The sequence below is a fragment of the Brachybacterium ginsengisoli genome, assembly GCF_002407065.1.
Classification (GTDB): domain Bacteria; phylum Actinomycetota; class Actinomycetes; order Actinomycetales; family Dermabacteraceae; genus Brachybacterium; species Brachybacterium ginsengisoli.
Window position 1 is genome coordinate 2192634 of the sequence record NZ_CP023564.1, and the last position, 15360, is coordinate 2207993.

General features: G+C 71.7%; 13 protein-coding genes. 5 read left to right on the plus strand and 8 right to left on the minus strand.

The genetic code is table 11. From position 1 onward, the window contains the following. Positions 1 to 109 precede the first annotated feature (109 nt). From CFK41_RS09765 to CFK41_RS09780, 4 genes are all read right to left on the minus strand, one after another. Positions 110 to 1519, minus strand: coding sequence for an RNA polymerase sigma factor (locus tag CFK41_RS09765; protein ID WP_096799486.1), 1410 nt, complete (start codon positions 1517 to 1519; stop codon positions 110 to 112). A gap of 141 nt (positions 1520 to 1660) precedes the next feature. Beyond that, positions 1661 to 2086 (minus strand): universal stress protein, encoded by a 426-nt coding sequence (locus tag CFK41_RS09770; protein ID WP_096799487.1) that lies wholly within the window; start codon positions 2084 to 2086, stop codon positions 1661 to 1663. 78 nt (positions 2087 to 2164) lie between these two features. Next, positions 2165 to 3370 carry a homoserine O-acetyltransferase MetX gene (gene metX / locus CFK41_RS09775; protein WP_096799488.1) on the minus strand — a complete coding sequence of 402 codons (1206 nt, stop codon included), beginning with the start codon at positions 3368 to 3370 and terminating at the stop codon, positions 2165 to 2167. 47 nt (positions 3371 to 3417) lie between these two features. Then, positions 3418 to 4578: a hypothetical protein gene (locus tag CFK41_RS09780; RefSeq protein WP_096799489.1), complete on the minus strand. Its 1161-nt coding sequence runs from the start codon at positions 4576 to 4578 to the stop codon at positions 3418 to 3420. A gap of 219 nt (positions 4579 to 4797) precedes the next feature. Between CFK41_RS09780 and CFK41_RS09785 the strand changes: the two genes are divergently transcribed. Next, entirely contained in the window at positions 4798 to 5931 is a 1134-nt protein-coding gene (locus CFK41_RS09785; RefSeq protein ID WP_096799490.1) for a polyprenyl synthetase family protein, read from the plus strand. 83 nt (positions 5932 to 6014) lie between these two features. Here CFK41_RS09785 and CFK41_RS09790 read toward each other — a convergent pair whose 3' ends face one another. Further along, positions 6015 to 6368, minus strand: a complete 354-nt coding sequence (locus CFK41_RS09790) for an Rv2175c family DNA-binding protein (RefSeq protein ID WP_096799491.1) — start codon at positions 6366 to 6368, stop codon at positions 6015 to 6017. 154 nt (positions 6369 to 6522) lie between these two features. On the opposite strand from CFK41_RS09790, the gene pknB reads away from it, so the two are divergent. Beyond that, a complete protein-coding gene (gene pknB / locus CFK41_RS09795) occupies positions 6523 to 8637 on the plus strand; it encodes a Stk1 family PASTA domain-containing Ser/Thr kinase (protein ID WP_096801028.1) in 2115 nt (704 codons plus the stop codon). Between the two features lie 62 nt (positions 8638 to 8699). On the opposite strand, the gene CFK41_RS09800 is transcribed toward pknB, so the two are convergent. Both CFK41_RS09800 and CFK41_RS09805 read right to left on the minus strand, forming a co-directional pair. Then, on the minus strand, positions 8700 to 10094 hold the full coding sequence (locus tag CFK41_RS09800) for a class II 3-deoxy-7-phosphoheptulonate synthase (protein WP_174705968.1): 1395 nt from the start codon (positions 10092 to 10094) through the stop codon (positions 8700 to 8702). Between the two features lie 76 nt (positions 10095 to 10170). Continuing rightward, positions 10171 to 10905: a lysophospholipid acyltransferase family protein gene (locus CFK41_RS09805; protein ID WP_096799493.1), complete on the minus strand. Its 735-nt coding sequence runs from the start codon at positions 10903 to 10905 to the stop codon at positions 10171 to 10173. Positions 10906 to 10982: 77 nt separating this feature from the next. Here CFK41_RS09805 and CFK41_RS09810 point away from each other — a divergent pair, with 77 nt between their 5' ends. After that, the gene (locus CFK41_RS09810; RefSeq protein WP_096799494.1) at positions 10983 to 11753 is read left to right on the plus strand and encodes an alpha/beta hydrolase; all 771 of its coding nucleotides are present in this window, start codon (positions 10983 to 10985) and stop codon (positions 11751 to 11753) included. Next, a complete protein-coding gene (locus tag CFK41_RS09815; RefSeq protein WP_096799495.1) occupies positions 11753 to 12310 on the plus strand; it encodes a chromosomal replication initiator protein DnaA in 558 nt (185 codons plus the stop codon). The genes CFK41_RS09810 and CFK41_RS09815 overlap by 1 nt, the downstream gene beginning before the upstream one ends. Before the next feature lie 32 nt (positions 12311 to 12342). Here the strand turns inward: CFK41_RS09815 and CFK41_RS09820 are convergent, their stop codons facing one another. Next, positions 12343 to 13278 (minus strand): ROK family glucokinase, encoded by a 936-nt coding sequence (locus CFK41_RS09820; protein ID WP_096799496.1) that lies wholly within the window; start codon positions 13276 to 13278, stop codon positions 12343 to 12345. A 195-nt stretch (positions 13279 to 13473) separates the two neighbouring features. Between CFK41_RS09820 and CFK41_RS09825 the strand changes: the two genes are divergently transcribed. Next, positions 13474 to 15282: an AMP-dependent synthetase/ligase gene (locus CFK41_RS09825; RefSeq protein ID WP_096799497.1), complete on the plus strand. Its 1809-nt coding sequence runs from the start codon at positions 13474 to 13476 to the stop codon at positions 15280 to 15282. Positions 15283 to 15360 lie beyond the last annotated feature (78 nt).

The window sequence follows — 15360 nt, forward strand, 5'->3', positions numbered from 1 at the left end:
GCCAGTCGCCCGCCGGCCCGACGAGCACGGTCCCGGACGGACCGCGGGCCCGGACTCCGTGGAGTCCGGGCCCGCAGACCATCATCGTCGTGCGATGAGGGTCATGACCTCAGTCGAGGTAGTCGCGCAGCACCTGCGAACGCGAGGGGTGACGCAGCTTCGACATGGTCTTGGACTCGATCTGGCGGATCCGCTCGCGGGTCACGCCGTAGACCTTGCCGATCTCGTCGAGGGTCTTGGGCTGGCCGTCCTCGAGGCCGAAGCGCATCGAGACCACACCTGCCTCGCGCTCGGAGAGGGTGTCCAGCACCGAGTGCAGCTGCTCCTGCAGCAGGGTGAAGCTGACCGCGTCTGCGGGGACGACGGCCTCGGAGTCCTCGATGAGGTCGCCGAACTCGCTGTCGCCATCCTCGCCCAGCGGGGTGTGCAGGGAGATCGGCTCGCGGCCGTACTTCTGAACCTCGACGACCTTCTCGGGCGTCATGTCCAGCTCCTTGGCCAGCTCCTCCGGAGTGGGCTCACGGCCCAGGTCCTGGAGCATCTGCCGCTGGACGCGGGCGAGCTTGTTGATGACCTCGACCATGTGCACCGGGATACGGATGGTGCGGGCCTGGTCCGCCATGGCGCGGGTGATGGCCTGGCGGATCCACCAGGTGGCGTAGGTGGAGAATTTGTAGCCCTTGGCGTAGTCGAACTTCTCGACCGCGCGGATCAGGCCCAGGTTGCCCTCCTGGATGAGGTCCAGGAACAGCATGCCGCGGCCGGTGTAGCGCTTGGCCAGGGAGACCACGAGGCGCAGGTTGGCCTCGAGCAGGTGGTCCTTGGCGGCGCGGCCGTCGTCGGCGATCATGGTCAGCTCGCGACCGGCCTTGGTGAGGCGGTCGTTCTTGTCGCGGAGTGTCTCGTCGCCCTTGAGCTTCTGCTCGGCGTAGAGACCGGCCTCGATGCGCTCGGCGAGCTCGACCTCCTGCGCGGCGTTCAGCAGCGCGACCTTGCCGATCTGCTTGAGGTAGTCCTTGACCGGGTCGGCCGTGGCGCCGGCGGTGACGACCTGCTGCGCAGGGGCGTCGTCGACGGAGGCGTTGTAGACGAACCCGCCGGAGGCCTCGACCTTCGCATCGGTCGTGGAGTCGCGCTTCTTGGCGTCGTTCTCCTCGGTCTCTTCCTCCGCCTCGGGCTCGACCTCGGGCTCGGCGGCCTTGGCCGCGGCCTTCTTGGCAGCGGTCTTGCGGGGAGCGGCCTTGGCGGCGGGGGCCTTCTTGGCCGCTGCCTTCTTGGCGGGAGCCTTCTTGGCTGCGGTCGTCACGGTCCCCGAGGCGTCGGCGGAGTCGGTCTCGACGGCCTCGGCCTCGATGCTCTCCGTCGCCGTCGAGGCCGACGGGGTCGAGCTCTTCGCCGTGGGCGAGGTCTCAGCAGTACTGGAGGAGGTCACAGAGTTCCTTCTTCCGGCGGCGGCCCGGTGAGGGCGGTCCGCCACACTCGGGCGATCGGTCTTCTCGGCGCGGCTCACGGTCTGCATCGCGCGGCGTGAGACCGGTGTGTACCGGAATCACGGCGCACGAACGCACGGTGCCGTCAAGCCTGTCGAGTATAACGCCCGTGGCGGGCCTTTATTCCCACCCGTCCAGCAGTCCGTCCGACTGCCCGTCCGGGAGCCGGTTCAGGAGCGTCCTGCGGGAGGATTCGTCGGGACCAGAGGATCGTCCTTGACGGCGAGCACGGGGCAGGGAGCGCCGAGCACCACGCGGCGCGCGGAGGCGCCGAGGTTCATCTTGCCGATGGGCGGCTTGCGGCGCAGCCCGATCACCACCAGGCTCGCGTCCACCTCCTCGACGAGGGAGAGCAGGAACTCGCCGATGTCGCGCTCGGGGCTGCTGTGGACGGTCACGTCCCCGCAGAGAATTCCGAGCTCCTCGAGCTCCGCCCGCACGGCGGCCTCAGAGGCGGCGGTGACCCCCTGCTCCGCATCGTGGTACTGGTGGGAGGCGATGGCCAGCCCCTCCTGGGTGCGTGCCGCGTAGCGGAGGGCCGCACGCAGCGCGGCCCGTCCCTGTCCGGACGGGGAGTACCCCACGACGATGGTCATGCGACGTCTCCTCACTGTACGACCGGGTTCCGGTCTCCTCGACGCCGACGGCGGCGTGCGGTGCTCTGCGCGGTCAGCTTAGACGTCGAGCAGGTCGCCGATCCACTTCTCGAGACCCGGGTGGGCGAGCAGGAAGGCGTCATGCCCGATGGGCGAGGAGGCGATGTGCCAGTCCGCCCCGTCGATGTGCTCCGCCATCTCCTGGACCAGTGCGGGAGGGAACAGGCGATCGGAGTCGATGGCGACGATGAGGCTGCGGGCGGTGACCCGTCGCAGCGCGGCGGCCACACCCCCGCGACCACGCCCCACGTCGTGCGTGCTCATGCTCTCGGCGAGCGTGACGTAGGAGTTCGCGTCGAAGCGACGCGCGAGCTTGCCCGCGTGGTGATCGAGATAGCTGGTCACCTGGTGGCGCCCGCGCCCGTCGAAGGGATCCTCCTGTCCCTGCGGACGGTTCCCGAAGCGGTCCTCCAGCTCGGAGGCGGTGCGGTAGGTGGTGTGGGCGATCCGTCGGGCGATGCCGAGTCCCGTCCGGGGTCCGGCGCCGGACCCGTAGTAGTCCCCGTCGCGGAACTCCGGATCCAGGCGGATGGAGGCGATCTGGGCGTTGTTCCACGCGATCTGGTCGGCCGTCGCGCGGGCGGAGGAGGCGATCACCGCGAGCCGCTCGACCTCGTCGGGGTGGGACACGCCCCACTCGATCGCGCGCATCCCGCCCATGGATCCGCCGATCACCAGTGCCCAGCGATCGATGCCGAGCTGGTCCCGCAGACGACGCTCCGCGGCGACCTGGTCCCGGGTGGTCAGCAGCGGGAAGCGGGATCCGTAGGGCCTGCCGTCGGGAGCCGTGGAGCTCGGTCCCGTGCTGCCCTGACAGCCGCCCAGGACGTTCGGCGCGATGACGTGGAACCGGTCGGTGTCGACCGGACGGCCGGGCCCCACCATCTCCTCCCACCAGCCGGCGCTCGGGTGCGACGGACCGGCCGGTCCGCGCACATGGGAGTCCCCGGTCAGCGCATGCAGCACGAGCACCGCGTTCGAGCGGTCCTCGTCAAGCGTCCCCCAGCTCTCATAGGCGAGCGAGACGTCCTCGAGCACGGCGCCGCTCTCCAGCTGCAGCTCGCCCAGCGGCGCGAAGCGCCGCTCCCCCGCGCCGAACCGCGGGTGCCAGGCTCCGCCGGAGCGATCGTGCTCGACGGGGTGCGTCCCGGCGCCGGGGTCGGGTGCTCCGTCGTGGACGGAGCCGGCCGCGTCGACGTCGCGCGACTCTCCGAGAATGGTCATCGGTGCTGCTCCTTCAAGGCCCCGGCTCGCGGGACGAGGTCCTCGGGTCAGGCGCTGGGCCACCAGGCCGGGAAGATCGGGGTGTCGGTCATCCGTGAGAGCAAGGGTGCCAGAGTGGACTCCGGTTCCTGCTCCCGGAGCTCGTCGACGAGATCGCCGGCGGTGGCGAACCGATGGTTCCACCACGACAGCAGCACCAGCAGGGTGGTCAGCGCCCGCCAGGCCGAACGAGCAGTGCTCCGCCGGGCGGGCTCGTGCGCCGAGACCGCGGAAGCGGCGACGATGCGCATCTGCTCCAACCCGACGTACCAGTCCCCACCTGCGCAGACGTCGGAGTGAGGGCGCCACGACGCATCCCCGACGAGCTGCTGGAGAAGGCTCTCCCGATCGATCGCCCGGGCGCTGCCTCGTTCGACGCAACGCGCCAGGAGCTCCCAGTGGAGCCGGTCCACGGCGAGCGCCGACAGCAGTGCGGCGAGCTGTTCATATTTCGTCATCCTGTCCTCAGGGGTCATCGTCCCGGTGTCGACGAGGAGCGCCGCGAGGGCCGCGCGCGCTGTCGCGAACAGGGCGCCGGAATCCGCGGTGGAGCTCAGATCGACGGACGGCAGCGTGAGACCCTCGCCGATCCGCGACAGCTCTCGAGTGTGGGAGCACGCGCTCGGGATCCGCTGGCCGTGGAGGACGGCGGAGGCCGCGGCCCGGGTCTCCGCGAACTCCCGCAGCGGACCGCAGTCGGTGAGCCGCACCCCTGCGGAGCTCCGAGGGCCACCGTCGCGGTGCAGGATCCAGCTCGTCCCCGCCGCCGCACCGCGAACGCTCACCAGGACAGGGTCCTCGTCATCCCTCGCCCGCGCGGCGTCCAGCACGAGCGCGCCGGCTCGTCGCAGGATGTCACGGACCACCGGGGCGAGCAGGTCCTGGTGCCCGTCCCCGAGCACGATCAGCGCCTGCACCGCTCCGGCGCCTCGTTCGCGCACCAGCGCGAGGTGCCGCCCCAGGTTCTCCGCGCCGCCCTCGCCCAGCAGGTGATGCAGCGGCGAACGCGTGATCAGAGCCGGCCGCACACCCTCCCCGCCCATGCTGAGCAGCAGGCAGTCCACAGGACGTTCATGGAGGCACAGGAAGGCTTCTGCGAGGAGTTCTGCGGGATCGTCCGCTCCGAGGAGGCGTCGTCCATGATCGGCGGGGGTGGTGTCGGTGCTCATGGGTCGACCCTGGCGGAGCACCGGGTTCCCTGGGGACGCTCGGCCCGGGATGGGGACGGTGAGGGTCTGGGGAGGAACCGTCGCTGCACCGTCCGTCCCTGCACCGTCCGTCCCTGCACAGTTCGTCACTGCGCTCCTGGTCTCCGGGGGATCCCGGCCCCTCCGTCACCCAGGTGGACGTGGGAGGATCGTGCTGCCCGTCAGAAAGGACGCTCTCCGATGACCTCCGCCGACACCTCGCCCGCCGACGCCGCCCTGCAGGATCTCGATGGGCGGCTCGTGACCCGGGTCGCGGAGATCGTCCGCGAGGAGCTCACGGAGCGTCGTCGACAGCTCGCCATGATCTCCCCGGAGACCGCCGAGCTGGCGGACCGTCTGCTGGACTACCTCGAGGGCGGCAAGCTGCTGCGCCCTCGCTTCTGCTACTGGGGCGGCCTCGCCGCCCTGCAGCGCGATCCCTCCGACGCGGAGGTCGACGCGCTGGCCCGGTACGGCACCGCGATCGAGCTCGTCCAGGCGGCGGCTCTCCTGCATGACGACGTCATCGACCACTCCCCCATGCGGCGCGGCAGGCCGGCCCTGCACGTCCAGGCGGAGTGTCAGCACCGGGAGGGCGGCCTCGCCGGATCCTCGGAGGACTACGGGACCGCCGTCGCGATCGTGCTCGGCGACCTGGCGCTGAGCTGGTCGGAGCAGGTCGCCGCGGGGGTGCAGGGTGACCCCGGCGCCGTCGCCGCCGCCCGGAGGGAGTTCGACGCGCTGCGCACCGAGGTCATGTCCGGCCAGTTCCTGGACATCCTGCACCAGGCGGGCGGCTTCGCCTCGGCCGAGGACGCGGAGCAGGCGGCCCTCGCCGTGATCCGCTGGAAGACCGTCCCGTACACGGTGCTGCGACCGGTGCGGATCGGCGCCGCGCTGCTGGGGGCGCCGGAGGAGGACCTGGAGACGCTCTCGGAATGGGCGATCGAGGTCGGCACCGCATTCCAGCTGCGGGACGACCTGCTCAGCGTGGTCGGCGATCAGAACGAGACGGGCAAGCCGATCGGCGGGGACATCATCGAGGGCAAGCGGACCGTGCTCCTGGCGCGCACCGAGGTGGCCGCCGATCCCGCTGGACGTGCTCTGCTCGCCGACGCCGTCGGCCGCTCGGACGCCTCTGCGCAGCAGATCTCCGCCGTGCACGAGCTCATGGTCTCCACCGGAGCGGTCGCGTCCGTGGTGGCGGAGGTCGAGCAGAGGGCGCTCCGCGCCGGCGAGCTGCTCGATGACGCGAGGATGCTGGGGAGGACCGGCAGCGCCGGGCTCTCCGCGCTCGCCGCGCAGGCGACCGACGTCGAGGCGTTCACCGCCTGAGGGATCGTCCGTCCGGCGATGCAGGAGACGCCGGGCCGACGCGCCGCGCGGTCACTGCGGGCGCCGGGGTCCGTTCGGACCGCTCAGAGGGCGAGGGCGAGGGCACGACGACGCACCTCGCCGCGCTGTCCGCTGCGGAGGTGGTCGATCGGCCGTCCCGGGAGGGTCTCATCCTCGGTGAAGAGCCACGCGAGGAGCTCCTCGTCCTCGAAGCCGCCGTCGCGCAGGATCGTGATCGTGCCCGCGAGGTGCGGGATGAGGTCGTCCTCGGCGATCAGCTCAGCGGGGACCTGTCGCACCACGGGGCTGCCGCGCCGCAGCGAGATCAGCTGCCCCTCCTCGATGAGGCGCCGGACGCGGGACACCTCCACGTCGAGACGCTCGGCGACGTCGGGGAGGGTGAGCCAGTCGGAGATGAGGTCATCGAGGTCGTTCACAGGACCAGGGTGCCACGCCGTGCCCGCGGTGCGCACCTCCGACGCGGAGCCCGACCCGTCTGCTTTCTCCGATGTGACCGATTCGGGACGTGTCGCCGCCCCGCTCCGTGTGTCGGTGCGCGATCTGCGTCGAGGCCCGCTCTACATTGGCCAGGTGAGCGCGGCGACGTCGACTTCCCCCGGCATCAGCCAGCTCCTCGACGGTCGGTACCGGGTCGAGGAGCCGATCGCGCGCGGCGGAATGGCGACGGTGCACCGCGGCCACGACGAGCGGCTGGACCGCGTGGTGGCGCTGAAGATCATGCACCCCCACCTCGCGATGGACGAGGACTTCCGCCGACGCTTCGGCCGGGAGGCCCGGGCCGCGGCACGGCTCGCGCACCGCAACGTCGTGGGCGTGTTCGACCAGGGCGAGGACGAGGACCGCATCTATCTCGCGATGGAGCTCGTCGAGGGCGAGACCCTGCGAGCCCGCCTCGTCGCCCAGGAGCGCCTCACCCTCCGCGACAGCCTCGACGTGACCACGCAGGTGCTGCAGGCCCTCGTCGCCGCCCATGAGGCCGGCATCGTCCACCGGGACATCAAGCCCGAGAACATCCTGCTGAGCCATGAGGACCTGGTGAAGGTCGCGGACTTCGGCCTGGCCCGCGCCACCGGCTCGAACAACTCCTCGGCCAGCGCAGCGCTGCTGGGGACCGTCGCCTACATCAGCCCGGAGGTGGTCACGCGCGGCCACTCCGATGAGCGCAGCGACCTCTACTCCCTCGGGATCGTCCTCTTCGAGATGCTCACCGGGCTGCAGCCGTTCCGGGGCGAACAGCCCGTGCACATCGCCTTCCAGCACGTGCACGAGGACATCCCCGCCCCCTCCTCGCTCGTCTCCGGCATCCCGCGCGAGCTCGACTCCCTGGTCACCTGGGCCGCCGCGCGCGAGGTCGAGCAGCGTCCTGCCACCGCGAAGGATCTGCTGCGCGCGGTCCGGGAGCTCGCCGCGACGCTGCCCACCGCCGTCCTGGACTCGCGGCCCCACGGGCGCGAGGACGCAGACACCTCGGACGTCCCCCGGGTCACGACCTCCCTCGAGGAGGTCGCCTCGGCGCTCGATCACAGCCCCCGGGCGTTCCCCGCCGAGCTGCTCGCCCCGGGCGAGGACCTCGAGGACCCGTCCTCGCACGATGCCGACGAGGAGGAGCTCGCGCAGACGGCCGACGACGAGCCGAGCACCCCTGATTCCGCCGACACCGACGAGGACGGCAGCGGAGAGGACGGCGGCGGAGAGGACGGCGGCGGAGAGGACGAGGGCGGCCGACGACTCCTGGTGATGCGCTCGCCGCGGGCTCGACGGGGTCGCCATCTCCCCGCCGGCACCCGTCGGCCCTCGCGCATCATGGCGGCGCTCGCCGCGCTGTGCCTGGTCGCCGGTCTCACCGCCGGTGCCTGGGCGGGCGGGGACTGGTACTTCAACACCGGGCCCGGCGCCGACCGGACCATCCCCCTGGTGACGGGGACGCCGCTCGCGGATGCCGAGGCCGCGCTCACCTCCTCGGGGCTGACCGTCACCACCGACGAGCGCTTCGACGCCACGGTCCCCGCCGGGCACGTCATCTCCGCCGATCCCTCGACGGGAACCACCGTCAAGAAGGGCAGCGCCGTCACGGTCGTCGTGTCCAAGGGCGAGGAGACCTTCCCGGTCCCCGAGCTGGCAGGACTCGAGCTCGACAGCGCCAGGACGGAGGTCGAGGATCTGGGCCTGGAGCTCGTCGAGGACGATCCCGAGTACTCCGAGACCGTGCCCGAGGGCCAGGTCATCTCCCAGTCCGCGAGCGCGGATGCGCTGCCCGCCGGCGGCGAGGTCCACGTGGTCGTCTCCCAGGGCCGCCAGCCGATCGCCGTGCCCGATCAGACCGGGCGCGGCGGCAGCTCCGCACGCTCGGCCCTCGAGGGGGCCGGGTTCCGGGTCACCAGCGCCCAGGCGCACTCGAGCAGCGTCCCCCGCGGTGCGGTGATCTCGCAGTCCCCCGCCTCCGGCTCCCTCTTCCGAGGCGACACGGTCCACCTCGTGACCTCGCTCGGTCCGGAGATGGTGGAGGTCCCGGACGTCTTCCGCTCCCCCGAGGCCGAGGCGAAGTCGGCCCTCGAGGGCGCCGGCTTCACGGTGCAGGTCGTCCACGACAAGGGCGATCCGGTGTTCGGCCTGGTCTATGAGCAGTCCGCCGCCGCGGGCTCCGAGCTGGAGAAGGGCTCGACGGTCACGATCAAGGTGTTCTGAGCGACGGACGACGACGCCGGCGCCCCCTGGACCAGGGGGCGCCGGCGTCGTCGTGCCGGGGCTCAGCGACGGGAGAGCATCTCCGCCACCAGGAAGGCCAGCTCGAGGGACTGCTGGTGGTTCAGACGCGGATCCACGAGCGTCTCGTAGCGCCGGGTGAGGCCCTCCTCGTCGATCTCCCCGCTGCCACCGAGGACCTCGGTGACATCATCGCCGGTGAGCTCCATGTGCAGACCCGCCGGGACGGTCCCGAGACCCTGGTGGACCTCGAAGAATCCGACCACCTCGTCGAGGATGTCCTCGAAGCGCCGGGTCTTGTAGCCGTTGGAGGACGTGATGGTGTTGCCGTGCATCGGATCGGTCACCCACGCCACCTGTGCACCGGAGTCGCGCACACCCTCGACCAGGGCCGGCAGACGGTCGCGGATCTTCCCGGCGCCCATGCGGGTGATGAAGGTCAGGCGGCCGGGCTCGCGCTCCGGGTCCAGGCGGTCGATGAGGCGCAGCGCATCGTCCACCGAGGCGTCGGGGCCGAGCTTGACCCCGATCGGGTTGCGCAGGCGCGCCATGAAGTCGACATGGGCGCCGTCGAGCTGACGGGTGCGCTCGCCGACCCACAGGAAGTGCCCGGAGCAGCCGTAGATCTCGCCCGTGCGGGAGTCGATGCGAGAGAGCGCCTCCTCGTAGTCGAGCAGGAGCGCCTCGTGCGAGGCGTAGAACTCCACGACCTTGAGGGACTCGAAGTCCGCACCGATGGCATCCATGAAGCGCACGGCCTTGTCGATCTGACCGGCCAGCTCCTCGTAGCGGTCGTACCCGGCACCCGAGGTGAAGCCCCGGTTCCAGGAATGCACCTCGCGCAGGTCGGCGAAGCCTCCGCCGGTGAAGGCGCGCAGCAGGTTCAGCGTCGAGGCGCTGGTGGTGTAGGTCCTCCACAGCCGGGCCGGGTCGGGGATACGGGACTCGGGCGTGAAGTCGAACTCGTTGACCGCGTCTCCGCGGTAGGTGGGCAGGGTCTGCCCGTCGCGGGTCTCCTCGTCGGCGGAGCGGGGCTTGGCGAACTGTCCCGCCATGCGACCCATCTTCACCACCGGCAGCGAGGCGCCGTAGGTGAGGACGGCCGACATCTGCAGGATCGTGCGGATCTTGTTGCGGATCCGGTCCGCGGTGGAATCGGCGAAGGTCTCTGCGCAGTCCCCTCCGGCGAGGAGGAAGGCCTCGCCGCGGGCGGCGGCGGCGACCCGATCGCGCAGCACGTCGACCTCACCGGCGAAGACCAGCGGCGGGGCGGCGCGGAGATCGTCGAAGACCTTCGCGCGGGCGGTCTCGTCGGGCCACACCGGCTGCTGCACCCGCGGATACTCGCGCCACGCGCCGAGGGCTGCCAGGCCGTCGTCGGCCGAGGACAGAGTGAAGGCGTGCGCACGTGCAGGGGCATCGGAGCTGAATTGAGTCACCCGCCCAGGGTAGCCAGTGGATCCCGGCGCGGAGATCCGGTCCCAGGGGGCGGTCGGTCACATCGGGCCCGGGTCCTCACCCGCGGGACGACGGATCCGTCCGGGCCCGCGCTCCGGCCGCCTCTGCGCGGAGGCGCTGCTTGACCTCGCTCGCGTACTCATCGACCCGCTCCTGGCCGGAGAGGGCGTGGATGTCGTCCATCACCGCATCGGTGACAGCACGGAGGACCTTCGCCTCCTCGGCGCCCTCGCACGCGCGCAGCACCTCCCGGAGGTCCACCGGAGGGCCGACGAGCGCATGGATGCGCGGATGACGGCGCGGGAACCAGCGCCGACCGCGCTGCGCCTCATGCGCTCCGAGCATCGCCACCGGCACGATCGGCGCCCCGGTCGCCAGGGCGAATCGGGCGACGCCCGTCTTCCCGCGGTACAGGCGACCGTCCGGGCTGCGGGTTCCCTCCGGATAGATGCCCAGCACCTGCCCGCGCTCCAGGACCGCCAGCCCGGCGGTGATCGCGGAGCGGGAGGCGCTGCCGCCCGAGCGATCCACCGGCATCACATTGATGCCCCGCATGACGGCGGCGACGAGGCGGTTCAGCGGCGACCTGCCCTCGAAGATGTCCGACTTCCCCAGGAAGTGCACGCTGCGACGCACCTGGCCGGGCAGGAACACCGTGTCGGAGTAGGCCTGGTGGTTGGAGGCCAGGATCACCGGTCCGTGCTCGGGAATGTTCTCGGTCCCGCTGATCGTGGGGTTCCACAGCACGCGCGCGACTCCCATGACGAGGGGCTTGGCGATCACGTACAGCACGGGGACACTCCTGGGTCGTCGCCCGATCGGGACCGGACGGGGATGAACCTGGCGGGCGCGGATGCGACGATGGGCACATGGCGTTCAGCGAACTGTCCCGGCCCTGGCGTGCGCCCGGACACTCTAACCCGCGCGGGGGCCTGCTCCTGTGCCACGGATTCACCGGCTCACCGCAGTCGATGAGGCCCTGGGCGGAGGACCACGCCACCCGCGGCTGGGACGTCGACCTGCCGCTCCTGCCCGGCCACGCCAGCACCGAGCGCGAGCTGGCCGGGACCAGCTGGCAGGACTGGTACGGCACGGTGCGCGAGGCAGCCCTCGCCCTGGCCGAGGAGCACGGCCCGATCGCCGTCGGCGGGCTGTCGATGGGCGGCGCGCTGGCCCTCGCGCTCGCCGAGGACCCCCGTCTGCGCGGGAGCCTCGCCGCGGTGGTCGTCGTGAATCCCGGGATGACCCTTCCCGCCGTGGCCGGCGTGGCGGGCCTGATCGCGCCCGTGGTGCGCACGCTGCCCGGCATCGGCTCCGACATCGCCCGGGCCGGGAGCCACGAGGAGGCCTACGATCGCCTCCCCGTCCGGGCGGTCGCGCAGCTGCGTCGCCTCTTCACCCGCACCCGACGCGATCTGGGCGCCGTGGAGGTGCCGGTCCTGGTCGCCACCTCCCGCGTCGATCACACCGTCCCGCCCACCGACAGCGACATCGTCGCCGCCGGTGTGCACGGCCCCGTCGAGCGGCTCCCCCTGCTCCGCAGCCATCACCTGGCGACGCTGGACCATGACGCGGAGCTGCTGTTCGAGACCTCGGCGCGCTTCCTCGACCAGCACGTCCCCGCCCCGGGAGCCCGCTGATGACCGCCGACCGCGGCTCCTCCCCCGAGCCCCGCGACGTCGACGCCGAGTTCGCCCGGATGCTCGAGGGCGAGGGCCTGGCTCTGCAGCCCGGACAGGCGCCCCGGGAGCCGGCGGCGCCGCAGCGTCCCGAGCCCTCGGGCCATGGCCTCTCCCCGGACACGGACGACGACATTCCCTGGATCTTCAGCGCGGAGTCCCCGACGGAGCCGCCGAGCCCCGAGTCGGTCGCCCGCTCGCGCGCGGCGCACCCCTCGGCCGGCCCTCCTGGCCAGGATCGTCCCGAGGTGCCGCGGGAGCTGGACGACGACGAGGTGATCTATGGCGACTTCGAGCAGCCCGATCCCGATCTGCCGACCCCGTCGGACGGGGCCATGTGGTCCTGGACCGCCCTCCTGGGCGGCTTCGTGCTCATGCTCGTCGTGGCCTTCACCCCGTCGCTGCCGGGTCCCCTGGGCTGGCTCGGCGGGCTCGCGGCGCTGGGCGGGCTGATCGCCCTGCTGCTGCGCATCCCACGGGAGCGTCATGGAGACGGCGACGACGGGGCCGAGGTCTGACGGCTGTCCCGCGGCCGCGGACCCCTCGACGATCAGCGAGCGAGATCCGCGGCTCCGACGATGCCCGCGCGGTTGCCCATCTCGGCCAGCACGAAGGGCGCGATCGTGCGGTGCGTCCGAGCGGTGAGGTTCGCGGAGTAGGCCTCGCGCGCCGGCTCCAGCAGCAGGTCCCCCGCCGCGGCCACGCCGCCACCCACGACGATGACCTCCGGGTCGAGCAGCGAGGAGACCGAGGCCGCTCCCGCACCGAGCCAGGTGCCGATCTCCGCGATCAGCTCGACGGAGCCGGGGTCGCCCTGCTGGGCGAGGCGCGTGATCAGCGGGCCGTCGATCTGTCGACGGTCGCCGCCGACGGCCTCCAGCAGCGGGCTCATCAGCGGGTCGCCGGTCCCGGCCCGTCGCTTGGCGGTGCGCACCAGGGCGGTCCCCGCGGTGTACTGCTCGAGGCAGCCGCGGCGGCCGCAGCCGCACCACTGGCCGTCCGGCACCGCGGTGACGTGCGCGATCTCGCCGGCGAACCCGCCGCTGCCGCGGACCAGGCGCCCGTCCAGCACGATGGCGCCGCCCAGTCCGGTGCCCACGGTGATCATGAGCATGTTCGCCGCCTCGGTGGCGGCGCCGAAGCGGTACTCGGCCCATCCCGCGGCGTTCGCGTCGTTCTCGACGACGACCGGCAGGCCGGTCAGTCGCTCGATCTCCTCGGCGAGCGGGTGCTGGCGCCAGGCCAGGTTGGCCGCGAAGTTCACGGTGCGCCGATCCGCACCCACGAAGCCGGCAGCACCGACCCCGACACCCACGACCTCGTGGTCCGCACGCAGCTCGGCGACCGCGTCGGCGACGGCCGCCTCGATGAGCGCCGTGTCGGTCGCGGGCGTGCTGCGGGTCGTCGTGGCGACGATCTCCCCCGATTCGTCCACCACCCCGGCCGCGATCTTGGTCCCGCCGATGTCCACTCCGATGGAGAGCATGCCGATGTCGTCCCTTCCTGGTCCCGCGTCCTGGTCCCGCGATGCCGTGCCGGCACGCGCGGGAACGGTCTCCCGCCTGCCTGTCGTGACCATCGTAGGCGTCCTCTGCCGTAGGATCGGACCACCCCACCAGCGCTTCCGGGCAGGCGTCCGCTGTGTCTGCCCAGCGCCCCTGGCCGGATCGAAGGAGATTCGATGAAGCAGTTCACCACGCCTCTCCAGCACGAGAGCCGTCCCGACGAGAACACGACCGACCTCCTGCTGGGCAGGCTCCGTGCGAACCCCTCTGTCCCGATCTTCGAGCTCGCCGCCGGGGACGGCACCTACACGCCCCTGAGCACCGCCGACTTCGTCGACGAGGTCAAGCAGGTCGCGAAGGGGGTCATGGCCGCCGGGGTCGAGCCCGGCGACGTCGTCGCGATCCTCTCCCGCACCCGCTACGAGTGGGCGCTGCTGGACTGGGCGGTCTGGTGGGTCGGCGGGGTGAGCGTGCCGATCTACGAGACCTCCTCCCCGAGCCAGATCCAGTGGATCGCCTCCGACGCCGGCGCACGGTTCGTGGTCGTCGAGTCGACCCGCCACAAGGAGGACGTGGAGTCCGTGCGCGGCGAGCTCCCCCTGCTCGAGCGGATCGGGGTCCTCGACGACGGCATCCTGGACGACCTCAAGGCCGCCGGTGCGGACATCAGCGACGAGGACCTCGAGGCCCGTCGCACCACGCGCTCGCTGAACGACGTCGCCACCATCATCTACACCTCCGGCACCACCGGGCGGCCCAAGGGGGCGGAGCTCACCCACGCCAACTTCGTCGACACCACCCGCAGCGCGCTGAACCTGCTCGGGAAGGAGGTGCTCCCGCCCGGATCGCGCCTGCTCATGTTCCTGCCCCTCGCGCACGTCTTCGCGCGGCTGATCACGGTGCTCGCCGCCAGCTGGCCGGTCACCACCGCGTTCACGGCGGACACGAAGAACCTGCTCCCCGACCTCGCCGCCTTCCGTCCCACCTTCCTGCTGGCAGTGCCCCGGGTGTTCGAGAAGGTGTACAACAGCGCCGAGGCGAAGGCGATCGCCGGGGGCAGGGGCAGGATCTTTTCCGCCGCCGCGGACACCGCGATCGCCTACTCGACCGCGCTGGCATCGGGGAAGGTCCCCTTCGCCCTGAAGGCGAAGCACGCGGTCTTCGACAAGCTGGTCTACGGGAAGCTCCGCGATGCCATGGGCGGTCGTGTGCAGTGGGCCGTCTCCGGCGGCGCCCCGCTCGGCGCTCGCCTCTCGCACTTCTTCCGCGGCATCGGGGTCACGATCCTCGAGGGATACGGCCTCACCGAGACCACCGCGCCGATCAGCGTGAACGTCCCCTGGGACGTCCGCCCCGGGACCGTCGGCCCGCCGCTTCCGGGCAGCACCGTCGCGATCGACGAGACCGGAGAGATCCTGGTCAAGGGCATCATGGTCTTCGCCGGCTATCGCAACAACCCCGAGGCCACCGCCGAGTCCCTGCAGGACGGCTGGTTCCGCACGGGCGATCTGGGGGCTCTCGACGAGCACGGCAACCTCACCATCACCGGGCGCTCCAAGGAGGTCATCGTGACCGCCGGGGGCAAGAACATCTCCCCCGCCCAGCTCGAGGACCAGCTGCGCTCCCACCCGCTGGTCAGCCAGTGCGTGGTCATCGGGGACCAGAAGCCCTTCGTGGCGGCGATCCTCACCCTCGACGAGGAGATGCTGTCCACCTGGCTGGCGAACAACGGCCTGCCGGAGATGACCGTGGCCGAGGCCGCGGCCGACGACCGGGTGCGTGCCGAGCTGCAGACGGTGGTGGACCGGGCGAACAGCTCCGTCTCGCGCGCCGAGTCCATCCGTGCCTTCGAGGTCATCGACTCGGACTTCACCGAGGAGAACGGCTATCTCACCCCGTCGCTCAAGCTCAAGCGCAACGTGGTGGTCAAGGATCTCGCGCCGGTGATCGAGAAGATCTACTCGGGGTCGAGGCCCGCGAGCTGATCAGCGGAGAAGGACCTCCCCCGGCCCCGACGCCCGGGCGGCCGCGCACCGCGCGAGCTCCCGGACGTCGGGGCCGCG

Bases quoted from the DNA above. Each gene is read 5' to 3' on its own strand.
- CFK41_RS09820 (WP_096799496.1), bottom strand. From the start codon at position 13,278: ATGCTCTCCATCGGAGTGGACATCGGCGGGACCAAGATCGCGGCCGGG.
- CFK41_RS09765 (WP_096799486.1), bottom strand. From the start codon at position 1,519: ATGCAGACCGTGAGCCGCGCCGAGAAGACCGATCGCCCGAGTGTGGCG.
- CFK41_RS09825 (WP_096799497.1), top strand. From the start codon at position 13,474: ATGAAGCAGTTCACCACGCCTCTCCAGCACGAGAGCCGTCCCGACGAG.
- CFK41_RS09770 (WP_096799487.1), bottom strand. From the start codon at position 2,086: ATGACCATCGTCGTGGGGTACTCCCCGTCCGGACAGGGACGGGCCGCG.
- metX (WP_096799488.1), bottom strand. From the start codon at position 3,370: ATGACCATTCTCGGAGAGTCGCGCGACGTCGACGCGGCCGGCTCCGTC.
- CFK41_RS09785 (WP_096799490.1), top strand. From the start codon at position 4,798: ATGACCTCCGCCGACACCTCGCCCGCCGACGCCGCCCTGCAGGATCTC.
- CFK41_RS09780 (WP_096799489.1), bottom strand. From the start codon at position 4,578: ATGAGCACCGACACCACCCCCGCCGATCATGGACGACGCCTCCTCGGA.
- CFK41_RS09815 (WP_096799495.1), top strand. From the start codon at position 11,753: ATGACCGCCGACCGCGGCTCCTCCCCCGAGCCCCGCGACGTCGACGCC.
- CFK41_RS09810 (WP_096799494.1), top strand. From the start codon at position 10,983: ATGGCGTTCAGCGAACTGTCCCGGCCCTGGCGTGCGCCCGGACACTCT.